The following is a 23,424-nucleotide window of genomic DNA, read 5'->3' as shown; positions in this document are numbered from 1 at the left end:
GGAACCCTGAGGGACTCAGAGTCCCTCAGGGTTCCCCTCACGGACGTGAAGACGAGGGTGGGCCAAGCGGTTCAGGGGCCTTCGGGATCGACGGCGTCGCGGTCGGCCCAGAACGGCTCCACCAGCGCGCGAATCTGCTCGGCCCCGACCTTCTCGACCAGCTCGACCGCCGCGAGGTTGTCCTCCAGCTGTTCCATCCGGGTCGCGCCGAAGAGCGTCGTGACGTTCGCCGGATGCGTCAGCGTGAACGCGACCGCGAGCCGGGCCGCGCTCGTGCCGAGTTCCTCCGCGGCCTTCACGACCTTGGCCGCGTCGCGGGTGATCCGCTTGCGGACGTCGCCGGGGTCGCGGCCGATCTCGCGGGTCAGGTTGGTGCGCCCGGCGAGGATGCCGCCTTCGAGGACGTCGGAGGCCTGCATGACGAAACCGTCGGCGAAGAGCCGGGCGAACGGTTCGCCGTCCGGAATGGACCGGCGGCCGATGCTGTACTTCAGCTGGGCGATCTGCGGACCCGGCACCTGCAGCGCTTCGGCGATTTCGCGCAGCCGCGCGATGTTCCCGGCCGACCAGTTGTTGACGCCCCACGCCCGGATCAGCCCGGAGCGAGTGAGCCCAGCGAGGTCCTCGACCAGGTCCTCCAGCGCGACGTCGTCGCGGCGCAGGTCGCCGAGGATCACCAGATCCGCGACGTCGAAACCGCCGCGCAGGAACGCGTTTTCCAGCTGGGGGCGGAATCCCTGGTCGCCGAAGCCTTCGATCCACAGCTTCGCCGAGACCAGGTAGTCCTCGCGCGGGATGCGGGCGGCGCGGACGATCGCGCTCCACAGCACGTCGGTGAAGACCGGCGGGTGGCCGGGCATGCCGTAGACGCCGACGTCGAACAGGTTCACGCCGGCCTCGACCGCGGCGCGGATCATCGCGACCGAATCGGCGAAGTCCATCCGGTCGTAGGTGTGCCACGACCCGAGCGAGAGCAGCGAAACGTCCAAACCGGACGTGCCGACCTTGCGGCGGGGCAAGGGCGAGGATGCGGACACGAGACCTCCTTGGCTCGTAAGGGATTGACTCGTCAGGAAAGGTCAGGGAAGACGCGGGTCGACGACGGCTTTCGTCTCGTCCAGCCGGTGCATGGCCTCGATCCGCTCGCTCGCGCCGGAGAGCCCGACCGGGCTGCCGAACAGCCGGTCCCACGGCATCCGGGAGGCAAACGAACCGAAGAACTCGATCGCGTGGTGGTAGTCGGCGATGTCGCCGTTGAGCGAACCGACGACGGTCAGCTCCTTGCCCATCACCGTGCCGAGCGGGACCGGCGTCGGCTCCGGCCCGGTGCTGCCGACGATCACGACCCGGCCGCGCTGAGCCGCCATCGCGACCGCCTCGCGGCCGATCGACGGCGCACCCGCGAAGTCCAGCACGAGGTCGCCGCCGTGGCCTCCGGTCAGTTCGGTGACGCGTTCGACGATCGCGTCCGAACCCCCGGCGACATCGACCACGTCGTCGGCGCCGAACTCCTTCGCCAGCTCCAGCCGCGACGCGGGGGCGCCGACGGTGATGACGCTACCCGCCCCGCTGAGGTGCGCGACCGCGGTCGCGAACAGGCCCAGCGCGCCGGATCCCTGCACCACCACGCGAGATCCGGGCCGGACGCCGCCGACCCGGTCGAACGCGCGCAGCACGGTTTTCGCCGCGCACCCGGCCATCGCGGCCCACGTGTCGGGCACTTCGGCGGGCAGCAGGAGCTTCGCCGCGCCCGGGACGACGTAGGCGTATTCGCACAATCCGGCCGTCGCGAACGGTGCGACGTCCGAGCGCTGCAGGAATCCGTAACCGCGCCGCGAACACGCGACCGGTTCGCGCAGCACCGTGCAGCCGTAGCACTCGCCGCAGGTCGACTCCGACCAGCCGATCCGGGACCCGACCGTGACCTCGCGGCCGAGCGCGTCGCGGGTGTCCGGTCCGGCGGCCACGACCTCGCCGACCATTTCGTGGCCGAGCACCATCGGCAGCATGCCGGGAAAACTCATCTTCCCGGACCAGATCTCCACGTCCGTGCCGCACAGCGTCGCGCACGAGACGCGGACCAGCGCCGCGCCGGCTTCAAGCTCGGCGGGTAGCGGGAGTTCGGTCAGCTCCAGCGGCGCGCCGTGCTCGGTCAGCACCGCGGCGCGGGTGGAAGTCGGGACGGTCATGGGAAACCTTTCCGGGGGCTGGCGGGCCCGGGAGGGCCGTGTGATGGGTTAGTCTACGGACGTCGACAAAAATGTCGAGTCCCCGAATCCCTCCAGGAGCGCCTGTGCCGACCTCAGTTGCGGATCTCGTCTTGCGGGCAGCAGCGGTGCACACCATGGCCGGTGCCGCGCCCGCGACCGCGCTGGCCGTGCGGGACGGACGCGTGCTGCGTGCCGGAACCGACGCGGACGTGCGGGAGCTGATCGGACCCGGCACTCAGGTGCTCGACCTCGGCGGCCGCGCGGTCCTGCCGGGCATCAACGACGCGCACCTGCACGGAGCGTGGCTCGGCGCGCTGTGGCCGGACACCCTGTTCGCCGACGACGGCGCGCCAGGGCCCGGCCCGGAAAAGCCGCTGCGCACCGCCGCCGAACGCCGGGCGGCCATCCTCCGCGCGGGCGAAATCCTTGCCGCGCTGGGCATTACGAGCTACACCGAACCCGGCCTCGGCCCGGGGGAGGACAACGGGCACATCGGCGCGTTCGGCATGTCCGTCGTCGAGCAGTACCGCGAACTGGCCGCCGAAGGACTGCTGCGGGCGAGGGTGACCGCGCTCTGGCTGTACGGCGAACTCGACGGCCCGAGCACGTTCGACAACTTCCGCGCCGGACTGGCCACAGTGGACGGACCCGGCCCGGACCCGCGCCGGCTGAACTTCCGCGGGGTCAAGATCTTCGCCGACGGCATCCCGCCGATGCGCTCGGCCTACACCCACCACTGCTACGCCGACGGCAGTCACGCCCACCTGCTGGTCGGCGGTGCGGACGATCCGGAGCGCGAGGAGAACTTCACCCGGATGGTCCGCACCGCGCACGAGGCCGGACTGCAGGTCGGCGTGCACGCGACCGGCGACCGGGCGATCGAGCTGATGCTGGACGCCGTCGAGCGGGCCAGGGGAGAGCGCGACGTCGATCTCGGCCACTACGTCATCCACGGCGACCTAGTGAACGCGGCGCAGCTGAAGCGGATGGCCCGGCTGGGGGTCGGACTGTCCGCACAGGCCGGGATCGCGGTGCGGACCGCCGGAGTCGTCGACGCGGCGCTGGGGGCGGGCAGTTCGGACGCCGCGTGGCCGCTGCAGGAGGCGCTGGACGCCGGGATCCCGCTGTGCCTGACGTCCGACGCGCCGGTGCTGCCGCCGGACTGGCGCAAGGAAATCGCCGCCGCGGACCAGTGGATGGGCCCTGCCGAGGACGTGCGGCAGCGGATGGAAACCCTGCTCCGTTGCTACACCGTCCACCCGGCCCAGCAGGACGGCGCCGCGTCGTGGAAGGGCACGCTCGCCCCGGGGATGGCGGCTGACCTGTGCGTGCTGTCCGCGGATCCGTTCGCGGTGACCCCCGCCGAGCTGCCCGAGGTCGAGGTCGACCTGACTGTCCTCGATGGACAGATCGTGTTCGAGCGCAGGCCCGGAATGATCGCCTAACGTCCGTGAAGGGCTCCTTGGGGGAATCTGATTCCCTCAAGGAGTCCTTCACGGACCGCTGGCTCAGGTGAGCAGCTGGCCGCCGTCCACCGGGAGACTGGTGCCGGTGATGTGGGCGGCGGCGGGGCTCGCCAGGAACACCACCGCGGCGGCGACGTCCTCGACCGCGGCCATCCGGCCGTCCGGAATCCGCGCCACCCACGCGTCGTGCGCAGGCGATCCCGGCGGCATCGCGGCGGCGAGCATCGGCGTCGCGACCGGGCCGGGGGCGACCGCGTTCACCCGGATCTTGTGCTCCGCCAGTTCGATCGCGGCCCAGCGGGTCAGCGCGTCGACCGCGGCCTTGCTGCTTTCGTAACCGCCCATGCCGGGCGTAGGCTGCCGCCCGCCGATCGAGGACAGGTTCACCACGACGCCCGGCTCGCCGCGCTCGACCATCCGGCGGGCCACCAGCTGCGTCATCAGGAACGTGCCGTGCACGTTGGTCGAGAGAATGCGCAGCAGGTCCGCGCCGGGCAGGTCCAGCAACCGCCCGTGGACGCTGAGGAGGCCGGCGTTGTTGACCAGGACGTCGACCGGACCGACCTCGTCGAGCGCCGCGGAGATCGCGGCCTCGTCGGTGATGTCGAGCCGGATTCCGCGCCCGCCAACCGGTTTGGCGGCTTCTTCGGCGCCGTCGAGGTCGGCGAGCACCACGGAATCGCCGGCTTGGGCGAAGGCGGCGCCGATCGCGCGGCCGATGCCGCCGGCACCTCCGGTGATCAGCACGGTACGGGCAGCGGGCATCGTCGTTTCCTTTCGCCGGGAGCGGGGTACGCGGGCTTATAGTATACAAGCGTAGAAAATAAATCCCTTGAATCGCAGGAGGAATCGTGGCGACGGATCGACCTGGACTGAGCCCGGCGTTCCCGCGCGTGCCGGCGTTGTCGCTCGGCTCGTGGAACACCTGGGACCGGATGGAGTTCGGCGACGCGGTGGCGCTGATCGCCCGCGCGGCCGAGCTCGGGCACGCCTTCTTCGACGTCGCGCACTACGACATGGGCCCGCACGCCGAGGGCTCCACGACTGATCGGATCTTCGGCCGCGCGGTCCGCGAAGCCGGGCTCGCCCGCGAAGATTGGCTCTACTGCGGGAAACTCTGGCTCTGGGACTACCCGAACGTCGGCTTCGCGCAGCAGATGGACACCTCGCTCGAACGCGTCGGCGTCGAGTCGGCGGATCTGGTCGTGGTCGGCGACTACTTCGGCGAAGTCGACCTCGAGCGAGTCGTCGCGGACGTCGCCGAGCAGATCGAAGGTGGCCGGTTCCGCGCGTGGGGCGTGAACAATTGGCGCATTGACGATCTGCGCAAAGCTTTTGCCATTGCGCGCAAACGTGGTTTGGCGCCGCCGGTTTTCGCGCAGCTCAAGTACGGGCTCGCGCGGCGGTCGATGGCCGAGGGCGAGTACTACGCGCCACTGTTCGCTTCCGGGGAGCTGACCTTGCAGGCGTCGGACATTTTCGAAGGTGGGCTGCTCGTCGGGAATTTGAAGCCGAGTCGCAAGATCGGTGCCGACGTCGGCGGCATCCGGGAGAAGATCGCCGACGCCTGGCCGGCTGTGCAAAAGATCGCCGCCGAGCTCGACGCGTCGCCAGCGCAGCTGGGAATTGCCTTCTGCCTGGCCAATCCCGCGACCGCGAACGTCCTCGTGGGCGTATCGCGGCAGGCGCAGCTGGAGGACAATGCGGGGGCACTCGACTTGCTGGAACGCGTCGGCGCGGACCGGATCCGCGAGCTGACCAAGCAGCTGTGGCTCGATCGCGAGGTCGCTGCCGACGGAACCTGGTGAAGGGGCTGGTGTTTTTTGTCGACGTGCGTAGACTAAAGCTTCCCGGGGTGCCCGGAGAGGCACCCCCGACGCCGTGAGGAGCCGCCACATGACGAAACCAGCGCCGGACCGCATCGTCGACATCGCCATCGGGTACATGGGCGCGAAGCAGTTGTTCGCCGCCTCGCGGATCGGTCTGTTCCGCGCGCTCGCCGACGGTCCGCGAACGGCGCCGGAACTCGCCGCCGCCACTGGCACCGGCGAGCAGCTGACCCGGATCCTGGCCGACGCGATGAACGCGCGCGGTCTGCTGGAGCGCACCGACGGCCGCTACTCGCTGGCCGAGGACGCGCAGGAGTACCTGGGAGGGAACGGCGCCACGGATCTGGCGCCGTTCCTGACCTTCCTCAACGAAATCAGCTACGGACACTGGCTCCAGTTCGACACCACTGTGGACAGTGGCAAACCGGGCGACCTCCAGATGGACGAGGGCCGCTGGGCGACGTTCATGGCGGGCGTGATGCGCTACAACTCGCTGCACGCGTCGATGCTCGCGCGCGCATTCGATTTCTCGCCCTACCGTTCGATGCTCGATCTGGGCGGATTGTCGCCGGAATTCGCGATCGGCGCGTTGCGGGCGAATCCCGCACTGACCGCTCGCTTCGTTTTCGGACCCGAGTCCACGCAGGGGATCACCGACGCGGCGAATGCGGCCGGGTACGCGGATCGCATCAGCATCGACCCCGCGCCGACCGAATCCGCGGAACCGGGCGGCGAGCACGATCTGGTGATGGTGAACCACGTGGTGCACCGGTTCACCGCTGAACAGAACCGGAAAATCCTGGCCAACGCCCGCGCCGCCGCCGGGGACGGCGCGACGTTGCTGCTGCTGGACTTCTTCCTCGACGACGACGAACGGCAGCGCCCGATCGACGCGTTGCACGCGGGGGAGTACTTCGTGATCGACGGAACCGTGGTTTATCCGGAGGCGGAAGTCCGCGAATGGCTGGACGGTGCAGGATGGCGCGTATGCGATGTCCTCGCACTGCCTGCAAGTCCGCGCGTTCTGGTCGCCGACGCCGTCTGAAAACGGCATCAAGGCCGGGAGATAACAAACGCATCCGGCCCGTTGATTTTTTAGCCGACAATCGTAGACTATCCCGCACCACGGCGAGCCGGGCCGCACTCGACGGCCCGCCGTTCCCGGCGGGGCGCCGAGCGATCCCGCCGGCGGTCCAGCACCCTGAGAGAGGGACTCAATGACGAGGACAAGGACAGCGGCGTTGTTCGCGGCGGCCGCCGCGGCGCTGCTCGCGATCGCCGGATGCACCGGCTCGGGCGCCGCCGGGGCGGGCGCGGGCACCGACGAGCTGAAGGCGGGCGTGTTCCTCGACGTGACGTCGTGGGACCCGGCCAACGCCGACATCGGTTTCGACGGCCCGTACCTGTCCGCGGTCTACGACCCGCTGGTCGCCTTGGACAAGGACGCGAAGCCCATCCCCGCGCTCGCGAAGTCGTGGGACTGGTCGGCCGACCGGCTGAGCCTCACGATGCACCTGCGCGACGACGTCGCGTTCGACGACGGCCAGAAGTTCGACTCCGCCGCGGCGGTGGAGAACCTCAACCACCTCAAGTCCGGCACCCGTTCCGGGCAGGCCTACATCGACGTGAAGAGCGTCGAGGCGAAGGACGCGTCGACGGTCGTGCTCCATCTGTCCGAACGCGACGACGCGCTGCTGTACTTCATGGGTCTCGGCCGCAGCTGGATGGCCTCGCCCAAGGCGATCAAGGCCAACTCGCTCGCCAACGGCCCCGACGGCTCCGGCCCGTACACCTTCGACAAGGGTTCTTCGCAGCCGCAGTCGCAGTACGTGTTCAAGAAGCGCGCGAAGCACTGGGACAGCGCGACCTACCCGTTCCCGACGGTGCGGCTGTTCCCGATCACCGACCAGGCGGCCAGCTTCAACGCGATGCTGTCCGGTCAGCTGAACGTCCAGTTCGCCAACGCGGCCAACCTGCCGAAGGCGCAGCAGAACGGCTGGAACGTCGCGAAGAAGCCGGCGTCGTGGGTCGGCGTGCAGTTCGCGGACCGCACCGGCAGCCAGGTGAAGGCGCTCGGCGACCAGCGCGTGCGGCAGGCGATCTCCTACGCCTTCGACGCGGCCGGGATCCTCAAGGCGGTCGGCAACGACGCCGGCACGGTCACCGACCAGCTGTGGCCGAGCGGCAGCCAGGTGTACGACCCGGCGGGCAACGGCAAGTACAAGACTGACCTCGCGAAGGCCAAGCAGCTGCTCGCCGAAGCCGGCTATGCGAACGGGTTCAGCCTCAAGATGCCGATGTCCACGATCTTCCAGGCGTGGCAGCCCGCCGCCGAGCAGACGTTCGGGCAGCTGGGCATCAAGGTCGACTGGCAGAACATGTCGATGCCGGACTACCAGAAGAACGCGCCGACGTACCCGATGTTCCTCGCGGTGATCGCGATGGACGGCAACGACATGGCCACGCTGACCGACCAGGTCACCTCGAAGCAGTGGTACAACCCGAATCCGTCGGTGGACGCCTTCCCGGAGGTGAAGGCGCTCGTGCAGAAGGCGGAGCAGGCCCAGCCCGGCCCGGCCCAGACCGCCGCGCTCAAGGAGCTCAACACGAAGCTCGTGGACCTCGCCTGGTGGAACGTCTGGTACCAGGCCGACAACCTCTACTTCAGCGTCAAGGGCATCACCGTCACGCCGATCACCGGCATGATGTTCCCGACGCTGCGGTTCATCCAGCGCGGCTGACGCGCCCGTCGTCCCGGGGCTCGTCCGTCCATGATGGAGAGACGAGCCCCGGGGAGGAGCCGGAACATGCTCACATTCATCGTCAAACGCCTGGTGTCCGGGATCCTGCTGCTCGTGCTCGTCACGAGCGGCACGTTCTTCCTGGCGCACACGGCGGTGGGGGACCCGACCGCCGGGCTGCTCGGCAACAGCGCCACCCCCGCGCAGCAGGCGGCGCTGCGCGCCCAGATCGGGTACGACCGGCCGCTGCTCGCGCAGTTCTGGGACTGGCTGACGCACGCGGCCACCGGCGATTTCGGGACCTCCTGGCGGAATTTCCAGCCGGTCGGCGAACAGATCGCGCTGCGCGTGCCGGTGACGCTGTCGGTCGTCGTCGCCGCGACGCTGCTCGCCGCGATCCTCGGCGTGCTCGTCGGGGTGATCTGCGGGCTGCGTCCCGGCGGCGTGGTCGACCGCGTGCTGAAGCTCGCCTCGGTGGTGCTGTTCGCGCTGCCCGGGTTCTGGGTCAGCCTCGTGCTCGTCACCTGGTTCGCGATCCAGCTGCAGTGGTTCCCCGCGGTCGGCTACGTGTCGCCGGACCAGTCGGTGGTCGGCTGGCTGCGCTCGATCGCCCTGCCGTCGATCTCGCTGTCGCTCGGCGCGATCGTGATGATCGCCGAACAACTGCGCAACGGGTTCCTCCAGGTCGCCAACCAAGACTTCGTGCGCACGCTGCGGGCGCGCGGCCTGTCGTCGCGCCGCGTCACGACGCACGTGCTGCGGAACGCTTCGCCGTCCGCGCTGACCGTGCTGGCGCTGATGTTTGTCGGCCTGCTCGGCGGCGCGGTAGTCGTGGAGATCGTGTTCAACCTGCCGGGGATCGGCAGCCTGACGCAGTCGGCGTCGCAGATCGGGGACATCCCGGTGCTGCTCGGCCTGACCGCGGTGACCGTCGTGTTCGTCGTGATCGTCAACTTCCTGCTCGACCTCGTGCTCGGGTGGGTCAACCCGAAGGTGCGCGACCGATGACCGCTGCCCCGTTCCCCGCCACGCTCGCCCCGGTGAAGCGGATCTCGCTGACGCGCCGGTACTTCCGCCGTCCGGTCGGCATCGTCGCGCTGGTCGTGTTCGCGATCGTCGTGCTGGCCGCGGTGTTCGCGCCGTGGCTGGCCCCGTACGACCCGAACCACGTCGACTTCGCGCTGACCCACGCCGAACCCGGCAACGGGCACCTGCTCGGCGGCGACTCCGCCGGCCGCGACATCTTCAGCCGCCTGCTCTACGGCGCGCGGACCACGCTGTACGGCGGGCTGATCACCTGCGTCACCGGGATCGTGCTCGGCGTCCCGACCGGCGTGGTCGCCGGGTACTTCGGCGGCGCGACCGACCGGATCTGCTCGTGGATCAGCGACGCGCTGCAGTCCGTACCCGGGATGATCGTGCTGCTGGTCGTCGCGGCCGGCACCGGCCAGGACTTCACCGTGCTGATGATCGCGCTCGGCGTGTTCCTCGCGCCCGGCTACTACCGGATCACCCGCGCCCGTGCGTTGACGGTGCGCCGGGAGCCCTACATCGACGCGGCGCGCGTGGCCGGTGTCGGCACGCTGCGGATCCTGCGCACGCACCTGCTGCGCGCGGTGTACGCGCCGATCATCGTGCAGACCGCGCTCACCGCCGGGCTCGCCATCGGCATGCAGGCCGGTCTGCAGTTCCTCGGCATCGGCTCGGCGTCGACGCCCAGCTGGGGCCAGACGATGAACGACGGCTTCCTGAACATGCTGACGTACCCGCTGATCCTGCTGTGGCCGTCGATCGCACTGGGCGTCACCATCGCCGCGCTCGCGTTCATCGGCTCGACGCTCGCCGACCTGGTCAGCGTCCGCGCCGAACAGCCGACGCGCCGCGGCCGGGCTCGGGTGCGGGAAGCGCTCGCGGCTCCTTCGCCGGATGCGTTGGACGGCGGCGCGGCTTCGGGCGCGCACGAGCACGCGGCGGCGGATTGCGCGCTGCGGATCGAGAACCTGCGCGTCGGCTATGCGACGGACAAGGGCGTCAAGGAGGTCGTGCGCGGAGTGTCGCTGGACGCGGCTCCCGGCGAGGTGCTCGGGATCGTCGGCGAATCCGGGTCCGGCAAGACGCAGACGGTGTTCTCGGTGCTCGACCTCCTGCCCGCGGGCGGGACCGCGGTCGCGGACGGGATCTGGGTCGGCGGGCGCGAGGTCGGCAAAGCGGCGGAGCGGGCGAAACTGCTCGGCCGCGAGATCGGGTACGTGCCGCAGGAGCCGATGACCAACCTCGACCCGTGCTACCTGATCGGCCACCAGCTCGTCGAGCCGCTGCGCCGCGTGCACGGCCTCGACAAGGCCGCGGCGAAGGAACGGGCGCGCGAGGTGCTGCTGCAAGTCGGCCTCACCGACCCGGACCGCGTGATGGCGAGCTACCCGCACCAGATCTCCGGCGGCATGGCGCAGCGCGTGCTGATCGCCGGCGCGGTGGCCGGGCGGCCGTCGCTGCTGGTCGCGGACGAGCCGACGACCGCGTTGGACGTGACGGTGCAGGCCGAGGTGCTGGAACTGCTGCGCGAACTGCAGGCCGAGTACGGGATGGCGCTGGTGATCGTGACGCACAACTTCGGCGTCGTCGCGGACATCTGCGACCGCGTCGTGGTGATGAAGGACGGCCGGATCGTGGAAACCGGTCCGGTGGAACGGATCTTCCGTGCGCCCGAGGACCCCTACACCGCCGAGCTGATCAGCGCGTCGCTGGACGACACCGAAGGACGGGAAGAGTTGGACGAAGCCTGGGAACGGCGCGGCCTCGCCCACGCGACCGGAGAGGAGGCCGGACGATGACCGCTCCGCTGCTCGCGATCGAGGACCTCGTGGTCGACTACCGGCTCAGCCGCCGGGTGCGATTCCGGGCGCTGAAAGGGATTTCGCTGGACGTGAAGCCGGGCGAATGCGTCGGGCTGGTCGGCGAAAGCGGGTCGGGGAAGTCCACTTTGGGCAAAGCCGTGCTGGGGCTGGCCGCGCCGGAGTCCGGCCGGATCACCTTCGACGGCGAGGACATCACACACGCGCGCGGTGCGGTGCGGCGTCGGCTGGCCAGCGACATCCAGGTGGTGTTCCAGGATCCGTACGGTTCGCTGGACCCGACCATGACCGTCGGCGAGGTGCTTGCCGAGCCGCTGGTGGTGGCCGGGACTTCGCGCGCGGACGCCCGGACGGTGGTTGCGGACATGCTCGACCGGGTGCGGCTGCCCGCTGACGCGGTGCACCGGTATCCGGGGGAGTTCTCCGGCGGACAGCGGCAGCGGATCGCGATCGCGCGGGCGCTGGTCCGGCGGCCGCGGCTGATCGTCTGCGACGAGCCGGTGAGTGCGCTCGACCTGACCACGCAGGCGACGATCCTCGAGCTGTTCCTGGAACTGCAGCGCGAGACCGGGGTGTCCTACCTGTTCGTCTCGCATGACCTCGGTGTGGTGCATCGGATCTGTCATCGGGTTTCGGTGCTGTACCAGGGAGAGATCGTGGAATCCGGTCCGACGGCGGTGGTCACGCGGGCACCGGAGCATCCCTACACGCAGCGGTTGCTGCTGGCGGCCCCGGTGGCGGATCCGGCCCGGCAGGCGGAGAGACGGGCGGCTCGGCTGGGCCTGGGGTAGGCCTCTCTTCCAGTGGCCGCCTTGGACGTTGGCGGCTGGTTCTCCGTGCCCGCTTTCCGGGCTCGCCGCTCCCGCGTGCGGTCGAGCAGGGTCACATCCGTCGCGGGAGAATACGGGTTAGAGTCTGTAACCATGCCGAAGGTCATCGATCACGATCAGCGACGACGGGAAATCGTCGAGGTCGCCAAAAAGCTGATCATCGAAGGCGGGTTCGAGGCGGCGACGATGCGCAGCATCGTCACCGCGGCCGGGTTCGCGAACGGTGCCCTCAAGCACTACTTCCCCAGCAAGGACAGCATCATCGCGGCTACGTTCGAGAGCGTGCTGCAGGAGACGTCGCAGCGGATGTCTGAATTGGACCCCGCGCTCGGGCCGGTCGAGTCGTTGCGGGGGTTTGTGGAAGCGGCCATTCCGACGGACGCGCATCAGATCGCGTCGGCTCGGGTGTTGCTGGTGTTGTGGGAGCATTCCGTGGCCAATCCGGATCTTGCTCGGCAGTATCGGGATTTGCTCGACAGTTGGCGGGGTGAGCTGACTGTGCGGATCGCTGCTGCTCGGGGGTTGGGGGAGGCTGCTGATGCTCCGGTTATTGGGGTGTTGGCGGATGAGATCATCGCGGTTTCTATTGGGGCTAATGTGACTTCGTTGATGCATCCGGTGGGGAAAGTTGCTGGGCGGTATCGGGCTTATGTGGACGGGTTGATGGCTCGGATCGGGGATTGAGTCCGGTTTCGCTTGCGGCTCGTCGCCTGGCGGCGACATTGCGCCCTTGGTTGCGTGGGGCACCCCGAAGCTGATTGTGACGACGGCGCGGAGGCCCTTGTCAAGGCGGGAAAGATGCCTTGACAAGCACCTCCGCGCCGCGTTTTTGGCTTCGTATCGGGGTGCGGGGGTGGTGTGGGTGCCTGGTTGGTTGGGTGCATCGGCTGCGGTTCGGTGGGTGGTGGGGCTAGCGCCCCAATGTGGCATTGGGTGCGTGGGATGCACCGAACGCCACATTGGGTGCGTCGGACGCACCGAACGCCACATTGGGGCGCATCGCGGCAGCGGCGGCGAGCGAAGCGGGTGGGCTGTGAAGGGCTCCTTGGGGGAATCTGATTCCCTCAAGGAGCCCTTCACGGACGGTGGCGGGTCGTGAGGGGAACCCTGACGGAATCAGATTCCCTGAGGGTGGCCCTCACGGAACGCTGGACCGGGTGGCGGGTTTTGTCTACGATTGTAGAATGACTTCCGCGTTTCCGGTCACTCGCACGCTTTCCAGTCGTCCTGTCACGGGGCCTCCGGTGGTGCTGATTCATGGGTTCGCCTCGTCGGCCGCGTGCGATTGGCCCGCGGAGTACTGGGCCGATCCGCTGGCGGCCGCGGGGCGGGAGACGGTCGTGGTGCATCTGCCGGGACACCCTGGCGGGCCCAAGGTCGGTGCGGCGGCGGAGGTCACCGCGACTCGGGTGGTGGACGCGCTGGCGGAGTGTGCGGGGGCGGCGGAGGTCGACGTCGTCGGGTATTCGCTCGGGGCGCGGCTCGCGTGGGATCTTGCTTCGCATCCCAAGGTTTCCGTGCGGCGGTTGGTGCTCGGCGGGTTGAGTCCGCAGGAGCCGTTCGCGGCGGTGGATCTCGTGGCCGCGCGCCAAGCTGTCCAAGGGGGACCGTCGCCGGATGATCCGTTGACCGGGGCGATCACGGCCATGGCGGCGGCGGGGGACTCGGCGTCGTTGCTGAATCTCGTCGAGGGGTTGGCCAGCGAGCCGTTCGACCCGGGGGCGGGGGTTCCGCTGGTGCCGACGTTGTTCCTCGCGGGGCGGCAGGACTTCATGGCGCACGGGATCGAGCAGCTGGTGGCGCGGGTGCCGGGCGCGCGGTTGCGGCAGGTCGCGGGGGACCACCGGGGGGCGTTGGTGGGGGTCGAGCTGCGGGAAGCGGTGTTCGACTTCCTCGGGGCCGAGACCGTCTGAGGAGTGTCGAAATGGCCTCGGCGGCGCAGTCGTGCCAGCCTGGGGGCCATGACGACACCGGCGCAGCTTCGCAGAACCGCCCTGTCCTACCCGGAGACGGCCGAGCTCGACGTTGACGGCACGGTCGCGTTCACGGTGCGGGGCAAGGAGTTCGCTGCCTTGCGACCGGATCGGCAGGTCGTGCTCCGGATGACTGCGTCCGATGTGGACGAGATGCGCGGGGAACACCCGACCGCGCGCCGGGTCGCGCGGGCTGGGGTGCGGTTGCCGATCGGGGACATCAACGGGCAGCAGCTCAATCACTGGGTGCGCCGGGCGTGGCTGGCCCGCGCGCCGAAGCGGTTGGCGGCTCCGGTGGCCGCCGCGGGGACGGCAGTGGCGGGGGAGGTCGGCGACTTGCCCAAGGCGATCGGGAGTCCGGCTACCCGGGCGTTGCACGGTGCGGGGATCACGACCTTGGCGCAGACCGCCGAGTGGACCGACGCCGAGCTGCTGGCGTTGCACGGCGTCGGTCCGAAGGCGGTGCGTCTCCTTCGTGAGGCGCAGGGCTGATAGGCCCTCAGCGGCGCAGTCGGGCGGCTGTGGCCAGGATCGGCGTTAGCGCGGCGGTGGCTGCGGCGCCGAGCGGGGTGTCGGTGGCGAGGATCCATTTGACCGTCTTCATCGCCAGAGTCAGGACCTCGCTGCCGCGTTCGCGCATTTCGGCTTCGAATCGTGCGACGGCGGTGGTGCTGTCGGTTTCGGACAAGTGCTTGACCAGGCTCGCGGCGTCGCGAATGGCCGCGCCGGCGCCCATTCCGGCCGTGGGCGGCGTGGCGTGGACGGCGTCGCCTAGGGCGGTGATTCGGCCGGTGGGCCAGGGGTCTAGGTCGACCGCTCGGGTGGAGGCGGCGTTGAAGCGGAAGGCGGCGACGCTGTCCGGGGCGGCCTTGGCGATGACTTCGAGGGTGCGCTCGGCCCAACGGCGGTTGCGGAACGTCTCCAGGATCGCGGTCTGCAGTTCGCCGCCGCGGCGGGTGCGCAGGGCATTGGTCGCATTCGACTCGGGGAGCATCGCGCCCCAGATGTAAGTCGGGCCCGTGGTGACGGACATCCGCAACTCGGGAGCGTCGAGTGCGGCATTGCCGACTGGGTCCAGGAAACCGACGTACAGCGCAGCTCCGTGCGGGGCGATCGCGATGCCGGAGCGCGAGCGCAACCGTTCCTGTTCGGGGAGGCCGAGGTCTCGGCGGAGGGTGCGGCCGGAGAAGCCGACGATGCCTGCCGGGCGGTTGGTCGGGCCGCCTGCCAGGTGCCGCGCGACTACCGAGTGGGCACCATCCGCGCCGACTATCAGGTCCGCTGAAACCAGTGTGCCGTCGGCGAAGAGGACCTGGGGGCCATCGTCGCTGACGCCGAACACGGTGCGTCCGAGGTGCAGGTCCTCGCCGACTGCTTCGGCCAGCAGCGTGCGCAGGGTGATTCGGTCGACGTCCACGCTGCCGCTGCCGCTCAGATCGGGGCCGTGCCCGAGAAAGCGGCCGCGGCGGTCCCAGAACGCGTCTCGTTCGCGGAGCCGGAGGGCCGAGCCCGACGCCAGCAGCCGCTGCATGATCTTTGGTTCCACCAGTTCGGCCAGCGCCGACTGTGCCCGGTCGTCCAAGGTGATGTGGTAACCGCCGGTCGCTGTCACGTCGGTGTCGCGGTCGAACACCGTCACCTCGAATCCCCGGCTGCGCAATCCCGCGCCCAACGCGAGACCGCCGATTCCGCCGCCGACTACCACTACCCGCATGCCTGACTGTCCTTCCGCTCTTTCTGGAACGGAACCGACCTTGCCCGGGGTAGTGGACATCGAGTGGCCAGTACATGATGGGGCGATGGCGAATACTTCCCACCGGGCGCTCCGGCTGCTGTCTCTGCTGGGGTCAGGACGGGTGTGGCCGCTGCGCGAACTTGCCAAGCGGCTCGAGGCCAGCGAACGCACTGTCCGCCGCGACATCGAGACCCTGCGCGGGCTCGACTACTCGATCGCCACCGTGCACGGTCCCGACGGCGGCTACCGCCTCGGCGCCGGAAACACGTTGCCGCCGTTGCTGTTCGACCACGACCAGGCCCTCGCGGTGGCGGTGGCGTTGCAAACCGCGCCCAGCACGATGTTCGGATTAGGCGACGACGCTTCGCGCGCCCTGGCGACGCTGCACCAGGTCATGCCTCCCGCGCTGCGGGCGTCGATGGAATCCCTGCGCCTGACCCGGCTGCGGAACTACTGGGAATTCCCCGGACCGCCGATCGATCCAGCGGCTCTCACCGCTGTCGGAACCGCCGTGCGGCACCGGCAGGTGCTCGTCGCCGAGATCCTGCGTCCGGACGGCACCCGCGCCGAACCCGGCGACGCCGACTTCGAGGCCGCGCACCGGATCGAGCCGCACCATCTGGTTGTCTGGGCTGCCCGGTGGTATCTGGCCGCTTACGACCGCACGGACCGGAAATGGCGAGTGCGGCGGGTCGACCGGCTGAAGGTTCGCCCGACCACACAGCGGTTCCCGGCCCGCGCGCTGCCGGTCGACGATCTCGCGCAGTTCGTGATGAGCACCCACGATCGCGGAGACACCCCCGCGGAGTGGGAGTGCACCGGATCCGCCCGGCTCAACCTGCCCGCGGCCGTCGTAGCGCGCTGGGCTCCGGGCGGCTCGGTGGCGGAAGACCTCGACACCGGCCACTGCCGGCTCACGCTCGGGGCCTGGTCCTGGGCCGGGATCGCGGGCATCCTCGCCACTTTCGACGCCGAAATGACCGACGTCCGTCCACCCGAACTCGTTGCCGCGTGCCAAGAAATCGCCCGGCGATGGGCCGCTATGGGGACTCCGGCCCGGTAGGCGCGGGATCCGGCGGATCGCCCTCGAAGCCGTTGGCCCAGTAGCGGCCGCGCAGCGAGAGGTTCTGCACCATGCCGGTGGCCTCTTCCGCCGACATCGGCGCGGGGTCCGTTTCGAGCCACCACCGCAGCACGGCGAGGTGTTCGGAGCGCACCTGATGTCGCGGTCGATCCTGGTGCCGCCGCTGGAAGCGGTGTTCGCCCAGATCAGCGACCACCTGGCCGGGTAATGCGACTCTGCTAGCGTTGCCTTGTGGTGCAGAAGATCCAGGTGTCCGAAGCGCGGTCGAGGCTGCTCGCGACGGCCACCCGGATCTTCTACGCCGAAGGCCTCCACTCGGTCGGGATCGACCGGATCGTCGCGGAAGCGAAGGTCACCCGGGCCACGCTGTACCGGCATTTCCCCGGCAAAGAAGACCTCGTCGTCGCGTATCTGCGGGGCGTCTCCGAGATGGAGCGCGACGGCATCGGCAAGATCCTCTCCGGCAACCCTCCCGCTGCCGACGCCCTGCGCGCCATCGCCGGATTCATCGCGGAGAGCATCCAGTCCGCGCACTTCCGCGGCTGCGCTTTCCTGAACGCGGCGGCGGAGTACCCGGACCCGAAACACCCGGTGCACCAAGCTGTCCTGGCGCACCGGGAATGGTTCCTGCGCACAATCACGGACCTCCTCGCACAGATCGGCGACACTCCGCCGGAGCCCGCGGGACGGCATTTCGTGCTGCTGCGCGACGGTGCGATGGCATCCGGCTGCCTGACGGACGCGGCTGCGGTGGGCGAGACGTTCCTGCAGGGCGTCGACGGCATCCTGCGCTTCCGCCTCGACTCCGCGGCGACGTAACACTTCGGAAAGACCCTTCTGCCTTGACGCTGTCCCGGCGTCGCGACAGGCTCAGAGAGAGACAGAACGTTCGTTCTACCTGTGCTTGGGAAGGATCCCCGTGACCATCGTTGACAAGCCCGCCGCCGAAAGCGCGGCCCCGTTGCGTCGGCTGTATTTCGTCCGATTCGCGTTCGCCGTCGTCTGGGCCGCGCTGCTGTTCCTCACCTCGAAGTCGCACGTCGGCCCGATCGGGGTCGTGCTCGTCGTCGGGTATCCGCTGTTCGACGTCGCCGCCGCGATCGTGGACGCGCGCTCGTCCCGTGCCGCCGGGTTGTACGTGAACATCGCGATCAGCCTGCTGGCGGGGATCGGCATCGCCGTCGCCAGCGCGTCCGGTGTTCCGGCGGTGCTGCGGGTTTGGGGCGCGTGGGCCGTCATTGCCGGATTGGTTCAGCTGATCGTGGCTGTCGGCAGGCGCGGGATGGGCGGCCAGTGGCCGATGATCCTGAGCGGCGGCATCTCCGTGCTGGCCGGGGCGAACTTCGTCCTGAGCGCGGGCGCGCCGAACCCGTCGCTGGCGACGGTGGCCGGATACGCGGTCCTCGGCGGAATCTTCTTCCTGGTCTCGGCGATCCGGCTCGGCCGCGCTGGGGACGCTCAGCTCAGGCGAGCGTGAGGAAGAGCTTCTCCAGCTGTTCCTCGGTCATCGCGGTCTCGTTGCCTTCGCCGTCCGCGGAGACGCATTCGCGCAGGCCGCTGGCGATGATCTTGAACCCGGCCCGGTCGAGTGCGCGGGAGACGGCGGCGAGCTGGGTGACCACGTCCTTGCAGTCGCGGCCCTCGTCGATCATCGAGATGACCCCGGCGAGCTGGCCTTGCGCGCGGCGGAGCCGGTTGCGCACCTGGGTGACGGTGTCCTGGTCGCCGATCATGAGGTCCTCTTCCTGACTGGTCGGTGAAGTTCGGATGGGTTCAGGAGCGGCGCTTGCGCCACGGCCACGAGCGCGGCGGCGGCGGTTGGGCGGGATGTCCGGGGCACCACTCTCCGGCGGGCACGGCGGCTTTGACCTGGTCGACGTGCTGGCCGCAGCCGGCCCAGGTAGTTTTGCCGCAGGTGCGGCACGCAACGGGACGGCACATGGTCATCCTTCCGGGATCGTCGGCGCGCCGACGCGCGGCCGGCGGAGTTCGGCGAACGCCGGGACGGCGGCGGCCGCGCGCAGGGCGCGGCCCTCGGCCGGGGTGGGCAGTTCGGTGAGCACCGGGCCGAAGAAGGCCCGGCCGTCGATCTCGGTGATCGGGCTGCCGCCGGTTTCGCCGAGCGCGTCCTGGCTCGCGCGGTGCGCGCTGTGCACGGCCGGGTCGGCGTCGGCGGAATTCGCTTGGTCCGCAAGGTCTTCCGGCAATCCCGCGGCACGCAGGGCCGCGCGAAGCAGGGCGCGGTCGACCGGCTGCCGCTGCTCGTGAATCCGGCGGGCGAGCTCGAGATGGAACCGGGTGGCGGCCGCCGGGTCCTCGATCGCGGCGCGGACCCGGCCAACGTGCAGCGAGTCCTCGATCCGCTGACGGTGCGCCTCCGGCACGGTCTGTCCTTCGTTGAGGACGGAGAGGCTCATCGGCCGCACCGAGAACTCGGTTTCCGCGTCGGCGAGCCAACGGTAGGCGAGCCAGGCGAACGGGCAGACCGGATCCGCGTAGAGCACCACCCCGGTCATGCCAGCTCCCGGTCGAGTGCGTCGAGCGCGGATCCGAGTCGTTCGGCGGCTTCCGCGGCGACCTCGGCGACGCCCGTCGCGACCTCGGCCATCATCGCGGGATTGACCGCCTCGACGATCGTGCCTCCGGCCTCGTTTTCGCGGACGACCACGTTGCAGGGCAACAGCAATCCGATCTCGCGGGTCGCGGTGAGCCCGCGGTGGGCGAGCGGTGGATTGCACGCGCCCAGAATGGTGTAGCGCTCCATTCGCTCGTCCAGCTTCTCGCGCATGGTCGCCTGCACGCCGAAACCGGCCCCGGCGAGCGCGGTTCGCGTCTTGGCCATCACGTCGTCGAAACCCGCGCCTTCGTAGGTGCGGGACAAACTCACCTGCACGGCTGCTCCTTTCCGTTGCTGTTGACAATACCCCCGGGGGCATTTCACATGCCCCTGGGGGTATCGGTCAGCGCGATCAGGGCAGTCCGCGCCGCGCGGGACCGGATCACCGCCCGGGACGAGCTGGTCGAGCGTTCGGCAGGTCGGGATGCGGCGAATGGCGTGAAACGGTCATCGTTCGCTCCAGGGCGAAAGCCGGGTTTGGGGCATGCCTGGACGGGGCGCGCAAAAGGGCGGGATCTTCGTCATCGTTTCGGCGAACACGCGGGTCGTACTGCCGCTGCCCTGGGGACTAAAGACACCGGCAGCGCGGACGTCCGCCCGCAGTGACCGCGGGTCGCGCCGGAATAGCGTCGGCTGCGGGACGAGCGGTGCGACCGGACGCGAGGAGAACTCAGTGCGAATCCTGACCCTCAATCCTGGCTCGTCCAGTTTGAAGGCGGCGGTCGTGCACGACGGCACGGCGGTCGGCTGGGCTGCTTGGCAGAGCGAACTGTCCCGTGCCGCGGTCGACGCGGTGCGGCGGTGGCCGCGGCCGGACGCGGTGGCGGTGCGGTTCGTGCACGGCGGTGCGCAGAAGACGCCGGTGCTGGTGACCGACCGGGTGGTGGCGAATCTCGATCGGCTCGTGCCGTTGGCGCCGATTCACCAGCCGTTTTCGCTGGAGGTCGCCGGGAAGGTCCGGGAACTGTTGCCGGGCGTGCCGGTGGTGGCTTGTTTCGACACCGCGTTCCACGCGAACCTGCCTGCCGCCTCCTCGCATTATCCGTTGCCGCGCGAGTGGACGCGGCAGAACCGGTTGCGCCGCTACGGTTTCCACGGGTTGTCGGTGCAGTACGCGGTGCGCCGGACAGCGGAACTGCTGCGACGGCCCGTCGATGGGCTGCAGCTGGTGTGCGCGCACGTGGGTGCCGGGGTGTCGGTGACCGCGGTGTGCGGCGGGCGGAGCGTGGACACCTCGATGGGGTTCACCCCGTTGGAGGGGCCCGCGATGGCGACCCGGTCCGGCTCGGTCGACCCGGGATTGCTGTTGCACGTCATGAAGACCGCGCCGATGGGTCCCGACGAGCTGGCCGACGCGTTGTGCCTGCGGTCCGGGCTCGCCGGGATGAGCGGGACCAGCGGCGATCTCGGCGAGGTGCGGGCGGCCGCGGCGGACGGGAACGCCGACGCCGCGCTGGCGGTCGAGGTCTACGTCCACCGGCTCCGCCGGGAAATCGGGGCCACCGCAATGAGTCTCGACCGGCTCGACGCGCTGGTGTTCACCGGCGGGGTCGCGGAATACCAGCCGGAAACAATCGCCGAGGTCGCTCGCGGTCTCGGGATGCTGGGAGTGCGGATCGGGACACTCGAACAGTCCGATGTGGACCGGACGATCAGCGCGCCGGGTTCGCCCGTGCCGGTGCTGGTGGTCCGCGCCCGCGAGGACCTGGAACTCGCCCGCGGCGCGGAGGCCGTGCTCGCGGATCTGGGAAATGAGGTGCACCGTGCACGTACTGCTGACCGAAGCGAAGTTCGGTGACAGTGACGCGTTTTGCCGGCCGTTGCGGGACAACGGGTGCCGGGTCAGCCGGTGTCATTCGCGGGAGGGGTTCTGCCTCGCGCTCGCGCCGGGGACCTCGTGCCCGCTCGACGACCGAGCCGATCCGCCGGTGCTCGCCGTGGACGTCCGCGGTGCCGGGGACGAGATCACGACGCGCGAGTTCGGGATCGTGTGCGCGTTGCGGGCGCTCGTCCCGGTGGTGCTCGTGCCGCCGGAGCCGGGGCTTCCGGTGACGGTGCCCGCCGGGCTGGCGGACCGGGTCACGGTCACCGATGCCGAGAGCTTGCTGGCGACCTGCCGGGCCGCGTCTTCACGGCCCGCGGGGGCGCTGAGATGACTGACCTCGCATTCTCCTGGGACCGTTCCGCGCGGGCGGTGCTCGCCGACGCGCTGGCGCGGCTGGACGTCCGCCGGTTCGTCGTCGAGATCCGGCCCGGCGAACTGGCGATCGCCCGCGTCGGCCGCCTCCGGCACGACCCCGGCGGACGGCACGTGCTCGCCGGGTGCGGCACCGCGCTGTCGGCGGCCTGGATTGTGCTGCGGGGGCTGGGGATCCGCCCGGTGCTGTCGTTCCCGCACGATCCCGGCCGACCGGACGTGCTCGCCGCGGTGATCCCCGGCGCGGACGACCCGGCGACTGTGAGCGACTGGGACCGTTATCTCGCGTTGCGGGCGGTGGCCGGACCGCCGCGGGGGCGGGCGGTGCCGGTCGTGGATCCTGGCGTGCTCGCGGCGCTGGCAGGGGAGAACCCGTGGCCGCGCACCGAGGTGACGCGGCAGCCGAACAGCCGGGGACTCGCGGTGGTCGCGGACGGTGCGGGCTGTGTGGACCGCGTGCTGGTCGGCGCGGCAGTGCATTCGGTGCGGGTCGCCGCCGCGGTGCGCGGGTTGACGACCGAGGTGCGGCCCGGCGGACAGGGGAGCGCGCCACAGGCGGTGGTGCTGGTGTTCGAGGGCACGCGTCGTTGACCGCCGTGATCCCGGCGGGGAACGGGTTTCGGCTGCCGGGGAGCTGTCGGCAATTCTCTTCCGGCGACCGCGCCGAAGCAGGCGCGAGTCCACTTCGGAATCCCGTGCCGCCGGATCCGGTGACGTTGGTCCCTGCGCCCGGTGGCTTGCGGCCGGAGCGCGAACCGGGTGCGGCGCGGTTTGCTCGGGCAGTACGACACGACAGGAGTGACCGCCATGGAGAAGACAGCCACTGCGGCGGGTTGCCGGTCCGGCGAGTGGACGCTCGCCGAAGCCGAGGTGCTGGGCCGCTCAGTCCTGCGGGCCCCGTCCGTGCACCACACGCAGCCCTGGCGAGTCGAGCTGACCGACGGCGCGGTGCTGCTGTGCGAGCGCGTCGACGTGACGTTGCCGCGGCACGACCCGCACCGGCGGGACCTGGCGATGTCCTGCGGGACCGCGTTGGCGAATCTCGAGCTGGCGGTCCGCGTGCTCGGCAGACGGGCCGAAGTGACCGTATTGCCGGATCCGGCGCACCCGGAGGTCGTCGCGCGGGTCGAAGCGGCGGAACCGTTGCCGCCCACCGACCAGGAGTTGCGGCGCTACGGGGCGATCATGGTGCGGCGAAGCCACCGCGGGGCGTTCACCGGACTGCCGGTCACCGCGGAGCAGACCGCGCGGGTTGTCGCGGCCGCGGTGACGACCGGGGTGAAGGCGGCGCGGGTGGACGGGACGGAACGGCTCGCGAAGTTCTTCGAGCACGCCGCGCGCGCCCTTCAGGACGACGAGGCCTACCAGAGCGAACTGGCGCTCTGGACGGTCCGGGACGAGGCGTTCCCGCATCGGCATGGTACGGGAACGCGGTCCACGGTCGAGCTGCCGTGGGGCGGGCTCGTGCGGCGGCGGGCGACGGTCCTGCCGGACCTGCTCGTGCGGCGGGAGCGTCTTGAAGCGGAAACGGTGCTGCTGTTCACCACCGCTGACGACGCGCGCGCCGACCACATCCACGCCGGTTACGCACTGGAGCGGTCCTGGCTTGAAGGGATCACCCTCGGTCTCGCCGGCGCGGTGCTGACCCAGCCGTTGCGGGTGCCCGAGGTGCGTTCGGCGCTGTGCGAGGACTACCGGCTCGCCGGGTTTCCGCAAGCGCTGCTGCGGCTGGGGCGCTCGACCCGCGTCGCGCCGTCGAGCCTGCGTCGCGGCGTCGCCGAGGGCCTCGGCCGGAAGTGGCGATGAATACGTAACCGACCGGGTTGCCATCGAGGACGGCACCGGGCTGCGTCGCGCCGGAAAGCTTTGGCGCACAAGGGAAGGACGGAC

Annotated in this window: 25 protein-coding genes; 17 read left to right on the top strand and 8 right to left on the bottom strand. The window is 70.1% G+C overall.

Features of this window, described 5'->3' with window-relative positions:
* Positions 1-71: 71 nt before the first annotated feature.
* Together ACFORO_RS29785 and ACFORO_RS29780 are read right to left on the bottom strand one after the other, a co-directional pair.
* Entirely contained in the window at positions 72-1,037 is a 966-nt protein-coding gene (locus ACFORO_RS29785; protein WP_377872344.1) for an aldo/keto reductase, read from the bottom strand.
* Between the two features lie 42 nt (positions 1,038-1,079).
* A complete protein-coding gene (locus ACFORO_RS29780; RefSeq protein ID WP_354750501.1) occupies positions 1,080-2,189 on the bottom strand; it encodes a zinc-binding dehydrogenase in 1,110 nt (369 codons plus the stop codon).
* 104 nt (positions 2,190-2,293) lie between these two features.
* On the opposite strand from ACFORO_RS29780, the gene ACFORO_RS29775 reads away from it, so the two are divergent.
* Positions 2,294-3,655: an amidohydrolase gene (locus ACFORO_RS29775; protein WP_377872343.1), complete on the top strand. Its 1,362-nt coding sequence runs from the start codon at positions 2,294-2,296 to the stop codon at positions 3,653-3,655.
* Positions 3,656-3,718: 63 nt separating this feature from the next.
* Here ACFORO_RS29775 and ACFORO_RS29770 read toward each other — a convergent pair whose 3' ends face one another.
* Positions 3,719-4,441 carry an SDR family NAD(P)-dependent oxidoreductase gene (locus ACFORO_RS29770; protein ID WP_377872341.1) on the bottom strand — a complete coding sequence of 241 codons (723 nt, stop codon included), beginning with the start codon at positions 4,439-4,441 and terminating at the stop codon, positions 3,719-3,721.
* Positions 4,442-4,527: 86 nt separating this feature from the next.
* On the opposite strand from ACFORO_RS29770, the gene ACFORO_RS29765 reads away from it, so the two are divergent.
* The 9 genes from ACFORO_RS29765 to ACFORO_RS29725 all read left to right on the top strand — a co-directional run bounded on the left by ACFORO_RS29765 (position 4,528) and on the right by ACFORO_RS29725 (position 14,393).
* A complete protein-coding gene (locus tag ACFORO_RS29765) occupies positions 4,528-5,484 on the top strand; it encodes an aldo/keto reductase (protein WP_377872340.1) in 957 nt (318 codons plus the stop codon).
* Positions 5,485-5,572: 88 nt separating this feature from the next.
* On the top strand, positions 5,573-6,550 hold the full coding sequence (locus ACFORO_RS29760) for a methyltransferase family protein (protein WP_377872339.1): 978 nt from the start codon (positions 5,573-5,575) through the stop codon (positions 6,548-6,550).
* A gap of 172 nt (positions 6,551-6,722) precedes the next feature.
* Complete coding sequence (locus tag ACFORO_RS29755; protein ID WP_354750506.1) at positions 6,723-8,246, top strand: ABC transporter substrate-binding protein; 1,524 nt, start codon at positions 6,723-6,725, stop codon at positions 8,244-8,246.
* 66 nt (positions 8,247-8,312) lie between these two features.
* Positions 8,313-9,254, top strand: coding sequence for an ABC transporter permease (locus ACFORO_RS29750; RefSeq protein ID WP_354750507.1), 942 nt, complete (start codon positions 8,313-8,315; stop codon positions 9,252-9,254).
* Positions 9,251-11,077: a dipeptide/oligopeptide/nickel ABC transporter permease/ATP-binding protein gene (locus ACFORO_RS29745; RefSeq protein ID WP_377872338.1), complete on the top strand. Its 1,827-nt coding sequence runs from the start codon at positions 9,251-9,253 to the stop codon at positions 11,075-11,077. Before ACFORO_RS29750 ends, ACFORO_RS29745 begins: the two co-directional genes overlap by 4 nt.
* The gene (locus ACFORO_RS29740) at positions 11,074-11,889 is read left to right on the top strand and encodes an ABC transporter ATP-binding protein (protein ID WP_354750508.1); all 816 of its coding nucleotides are present in this window, start codon (positions 11,074-11,076) and stop codon (positions 11,887-11,889) included. Before ACFORO_RS29745 ends, ACFORO_RS29740 begins: the two co-directional genes overlap by 4 nt.
* Positions 11,890-12,021: 132 nt before the next feature.
* Entirely contained in the window at positions 12,022-12,612 is a 591-nt protein-coding gene (locus ACFORO_RS29735) for a TetR/AcrR family transcriptional regulator (protein WP_377872337.1), read from the top strand.
* A gap of 500 nt (positions 12,613-13,112) precedes the next feature.
* Positions 13,113-13,841, top strand: coding sequence for an alpha/beta fold hydrolase (locus tag ACFORO_RS29730; protein WP_377872336.1), 729 nt, complete (start codon positions 13,113-13,115; stop codon positions 13,839-13,841).
* 48 nt (positions 13,842-13,889) lie between these two features.
* Complete coding sequence (locus tag ACFORO_RS29725; RefSeq protein ID WP_377872335.1) at positions 13,890-14,393, top strand: hypothetical protein; 504 nt, start codon at positions 13,890-13,892, stop codon at positions 14,391-14,393.
* A 7-nt stretch (positions 14,394-14,400) separates the two neighbouring features.
* Here ACFORO_RS29725 and ACFORO_RS29720 read toward each other — a convergent pair whose 3' ends face one another.
* Complete coding sequence (locus tag ACFORO_RS29720; RefSeq protein WP_377872334.1) at positions 14,401-15,615, bottom strand: FAD-dependent oxidoreductase; 1,215 nt, start codon at positions 15,613-15,615, stop codon at positions 14,401-14,403.
* Positions 15,616-15,700: 85 nt separating this feature from the next.
* Here ACFORO_RS29720 and ACFORO_RS29715 point away from each other — a divergent pair, with 85 nt between their 5' ends.
* Positions 15,701-16,699 carry a helix-turn-helix transcriptional regulator gene (locus ACFORO_RS29715; RefSeq protein ID WP_377872333.1) on the top strand — a complete coding sequence of 333 codons (999 nt, stop codon included), beginning with the start codon at positions 15,701-15,703 and terminating at the stop codon, positions 16,697-16,699.
* On the opposite strand, the gene ACFORO_RS29710 is transcribed toward ACFORO_RS29715, so the two are convergent.
* The gene (locus tag ACFORO_RS29710; RefSeq protein ID WP_377872332.1) at positions 16,677-16,916 is read right to left on the bottom strand and encodes a hypothetical protein; all 240 of its coding nucleotides are present in this window, start codon (positions 16,914-16,916) and stop codon (positions 16,677-16,679) included. The genes ACFORO_RS29715 and ACFORO_RS29710 overlap by 23 nt on opposite strands.
* 53 nt (positions 16,917-16,969) lie before the next feature.
* On the opposite strand from ACFORO_RS29710, the gene ACFORO_RS29705 reads away from it, so the two are divergent.
* Together ACFORO_RS29705 and ACFORO_RS29700 are read left to right on the top strand one after the other, a co-directional pair.
* Positions 16,970-17,539, top strand: a complete 570-nt coding sequence (locus tag ACFORO_RS29705) for a TetR/AcrR family transcriptional regulator (protein ID WP_377872356.1) — start codon at positions 16,970-16,972, stop codon at positions 17,537-17,539.
* Positions 17,540-17,639: 100 nt separating this feature from the next.
* Complete coding sequence (locus ACFORO_RS29700) at positions 17,640-18,197, top strand: hypothetical protein (RefSeq protein WP_377872330.1); 558 nt, start codon at positions 17,640-17,642, stop codon at positions 18,195-18,197.
* Here ACFORO_RS29700 and ACFORO_RS29695 read toward each other — a convergent pair.
* From ACFORO_RS29695 to ACFORO_RS29685, 3 genes are all read right to left on the bottom strand, one after another.
* Complete coding sequence (locus ACFORO_RS29695; protein ID WP_354740927.1) at positions 18,184-18,453, bottom strand: metal-sensitive transcriptional regulator; 270 nt, start codon at positions 18,451-18,453, stop codon at positions 18,184-18,186. The two genes, ACFORO_RS29700 and ACFORO_RS29695, sit on opposite strands and share 14 nt — an antisense overlap.
* Before the next feature lie 210 nt (positions 18,454-18,663).
* A complete protein-coding gene (locus tag ACFORO_RS29690; RefSeq protein ID WP_377872328.1) occupies positions 18,664-19,236 on the bottom strand; it encodes a mycothiol-dependent nitroreductase Rv2466c family protein in 573 nt (190 codons plus the stop codon).
* Positions 19,233-19,613: a DUF302 domain-containing protein gene (locus tag ACFORO_RS29685; RefSeq protein WP_377872327.1), complete on the bottom strand. Its 381-nt coding sequence runs from the start codon at positions 19,611-19,613 to the stop codon at positions 19,233-19,235. Before ACFORO_RS29685 ends, ACFORO_RS29690 begins: the two co-directional genes overlap by 4 nt.
* A 397-nt stretch (positions 19,614-20,010) precedes the next feature.
* On the opposite strand from ACFORO_RS29685, the gene ACFORO_RS29680 reads away from it, so the two are divergent.
* The 4 genes from ACFORO_RS29680 to ACFORO_RS29665 all read left to right on the top strand — a co-directional run bounded on the left by ACFORO_RS29680 (position 20,011) and on the right by ACFORO_RS29665 (position 23,340).
* On the top strand, positions 20,011-21,135 hold the full coding sequence (locus tag ACFORO_RS29680; RefSeq protein ID WP_377872326.1) for an acetate/propionate family kinase: 1,125 nt from the start codon (positions 20,011-20,013) through the stop codon (positions 21,133-21,135).
* The gene (locus tag ACFORO_RS29675; protein ID WP_377872324.1) at positions 21,101-21,493 is read left to right on the top strand and encodes a hypothetical protein; all 393 of its coding nucleotides are present in this window, start codon (positions 21,101-21,103) and stop codon (positions 21,491-21,493) included. The genes ACFORO_RS29680 and ACFORO_RS29675 overlap by 35 nt, the downstream gene beginning before the upstream one ends.
* Positions 21,490-22,125 carry a hypothetical protein gene (locus tag ACFORO_RS29670; RefSeq protein WP_377872323.1) on the top strand — a complete coding sequence of 212 codons (636 nt, stop codon included), beginning with the start codon at positions 21,490-21,492 and terminating at the stop codon, positions 22,123-22,125. Before ACFORO_RS29675 ends, ACFORO_RS29670 begins: the two co-directional genes overlap by 4 nt.
* Positions 22,126-22,341: 216 nt before the next feature.
* Positions 22,342-23,340, top strand: a complete 999-nt coding sequence (locus ACFORO_RS29665) for an Acg family FMN-binding oxidoreductase (RefSeq protein ID WP_377872322.1) — start codon at positions 22,342-22,344, stop codon at positions 23,338-23,340.
* Positions 23,341-23,424 lie beyond the last annotated feature (84 nt).

The sequence above is a fragment of the Amycolatopsis halotolerans genome (genome assembly GCF_042647905.1).
GTDB lineage: Bacteria > Actinomycetota > Actinomycetes > Mycobacteriales > Pseudonocardiaceae > Amycolatopsis > Amycolatopsis halotolerans.
The sequence above is the reverse complement of the archived record's forward strand: the minus strand, read 5'-3'. Positions and strand labels throughout refer to the sequence as shown.

Excerpts from the sequence above, each read along its gene's own strand:
- ACFORO_RS29780 (WP_354750501.1), bottom strand. The coding sequence starts at position 2,189 with ATGACCGTCCCGACTTCCACCCGCGCCGCGGTGCTGACCGAGCACGGC.
- ACFORO_RS29770 (WP_377872341.1), bottom strand. The coding sequence starts at position 4,441 with ATGCCCGCTGCCCGTACCGTGCTGATCACCGGAGGTGCCGGCGGCATC.
- ACFORO_RS29760 (WP_377872339.1), top strand. The coding sequence starts at position 5,573 with ATGACGAAACCAGCGCCGGACCGCATCGTCGACATCGCCATCGGGTAC.
- ACFORO_RS29755 (WP_354750506.1), top strand. The coding sequence starts at position 6,723 with ATGACGAGGACAAGGACAGCGGCGTTGTTCGCGGCGGCCGCCGCGGCG.
- ACFORO_RS29750 (WP_354750507.1), top strand. The coding sequence starts at position 8,313 with ATGCTCACATTCATCGTCAAACGCCTGGTGTCCGGGATCCTGCTGCTC.
- ACFORO_RS29745 (WP_377872338.1), top strand. The coding sequence starts at position 9,251 with ATGACCGCTGCCCCGTTCCCCGCCACGCTCGCCCCGGTGAAGCGGATC.
- ACFORO_RS29740 (WP_354750508.1), top strand. The coding sequence starts at position 11,074 with ATGACCGCTCCGCTGCTCGCGATCGAGGACCTCGTGGTCGACTACCGG.
- ACFORO_RS29735 (WP_377872337.1), top strand. The coding sequence starts at position 12,022 with ATGCCGAAGGTCATCGATCACGATCAGCGACGACGGGAAATCGTCGAG.
- ACFORO_RS29730 (WP_377872336.1), top strand. The coding sequence starts at position 13,113 with ATGACTTCCGCGTTTCCGGTCACTCGCACGCTTTCCAGTCGTCCTGTC.
- ACFORO_RS29725 (WP_377872335.1), top strand. The coding sequence starts at position 13,890 with ATGACGACACCGGCGCAGCTTCGCAGAACCGCCCTGTCCTACCCGGAG.
- ACFORO_RS29720 (WP_377872334.1), bottom strand. The coding sequence starts at position 15,615 with ATGCGGGTAGTGGTAGTCGGCGGCGGAATCGGCGGTCTCGCGTTGGGC.
- ACFORO_RS29715 (WP_377872333.1), top strand. The coding sequence starts at position 15,701 with ATGGCGAATACTTCCCACCGGGCGCTCCGGCTGCTGTCTCTGCTGGGG.
- ACFORO_RS29695 (WP_354740927.1), bottom strand. The coding sequence starts at position 18,453 with ATGATCGGCGACCAGGACACCGTCACCCAGGTGCGCAACCGGCTCCGC.
- ACFORO_RS29690 (WP_377872328.1), bottom strand. The coding sequence starts at position 19,236 with ATGACCGGGGTGGTGCTCTACGCGGATCCGGTCTGCCCGTTCGCCTGG.
- ACFORO_RS29670 (WP_377872323.1), top strand. The coding sequence starts at position 21,490 with ATGACTGACCTCGCATTCTCCTGGGACCGTTCCGCGCGGGCGGTGCTC.
- ACFORO_RS29665 (WP_377872322.1), top strand. The coding sequence starts at position 22,342 with ATGGAGAAGACAGCCACTGCGGCGGGTTGCCGGTCCGGCGAGTGGACG.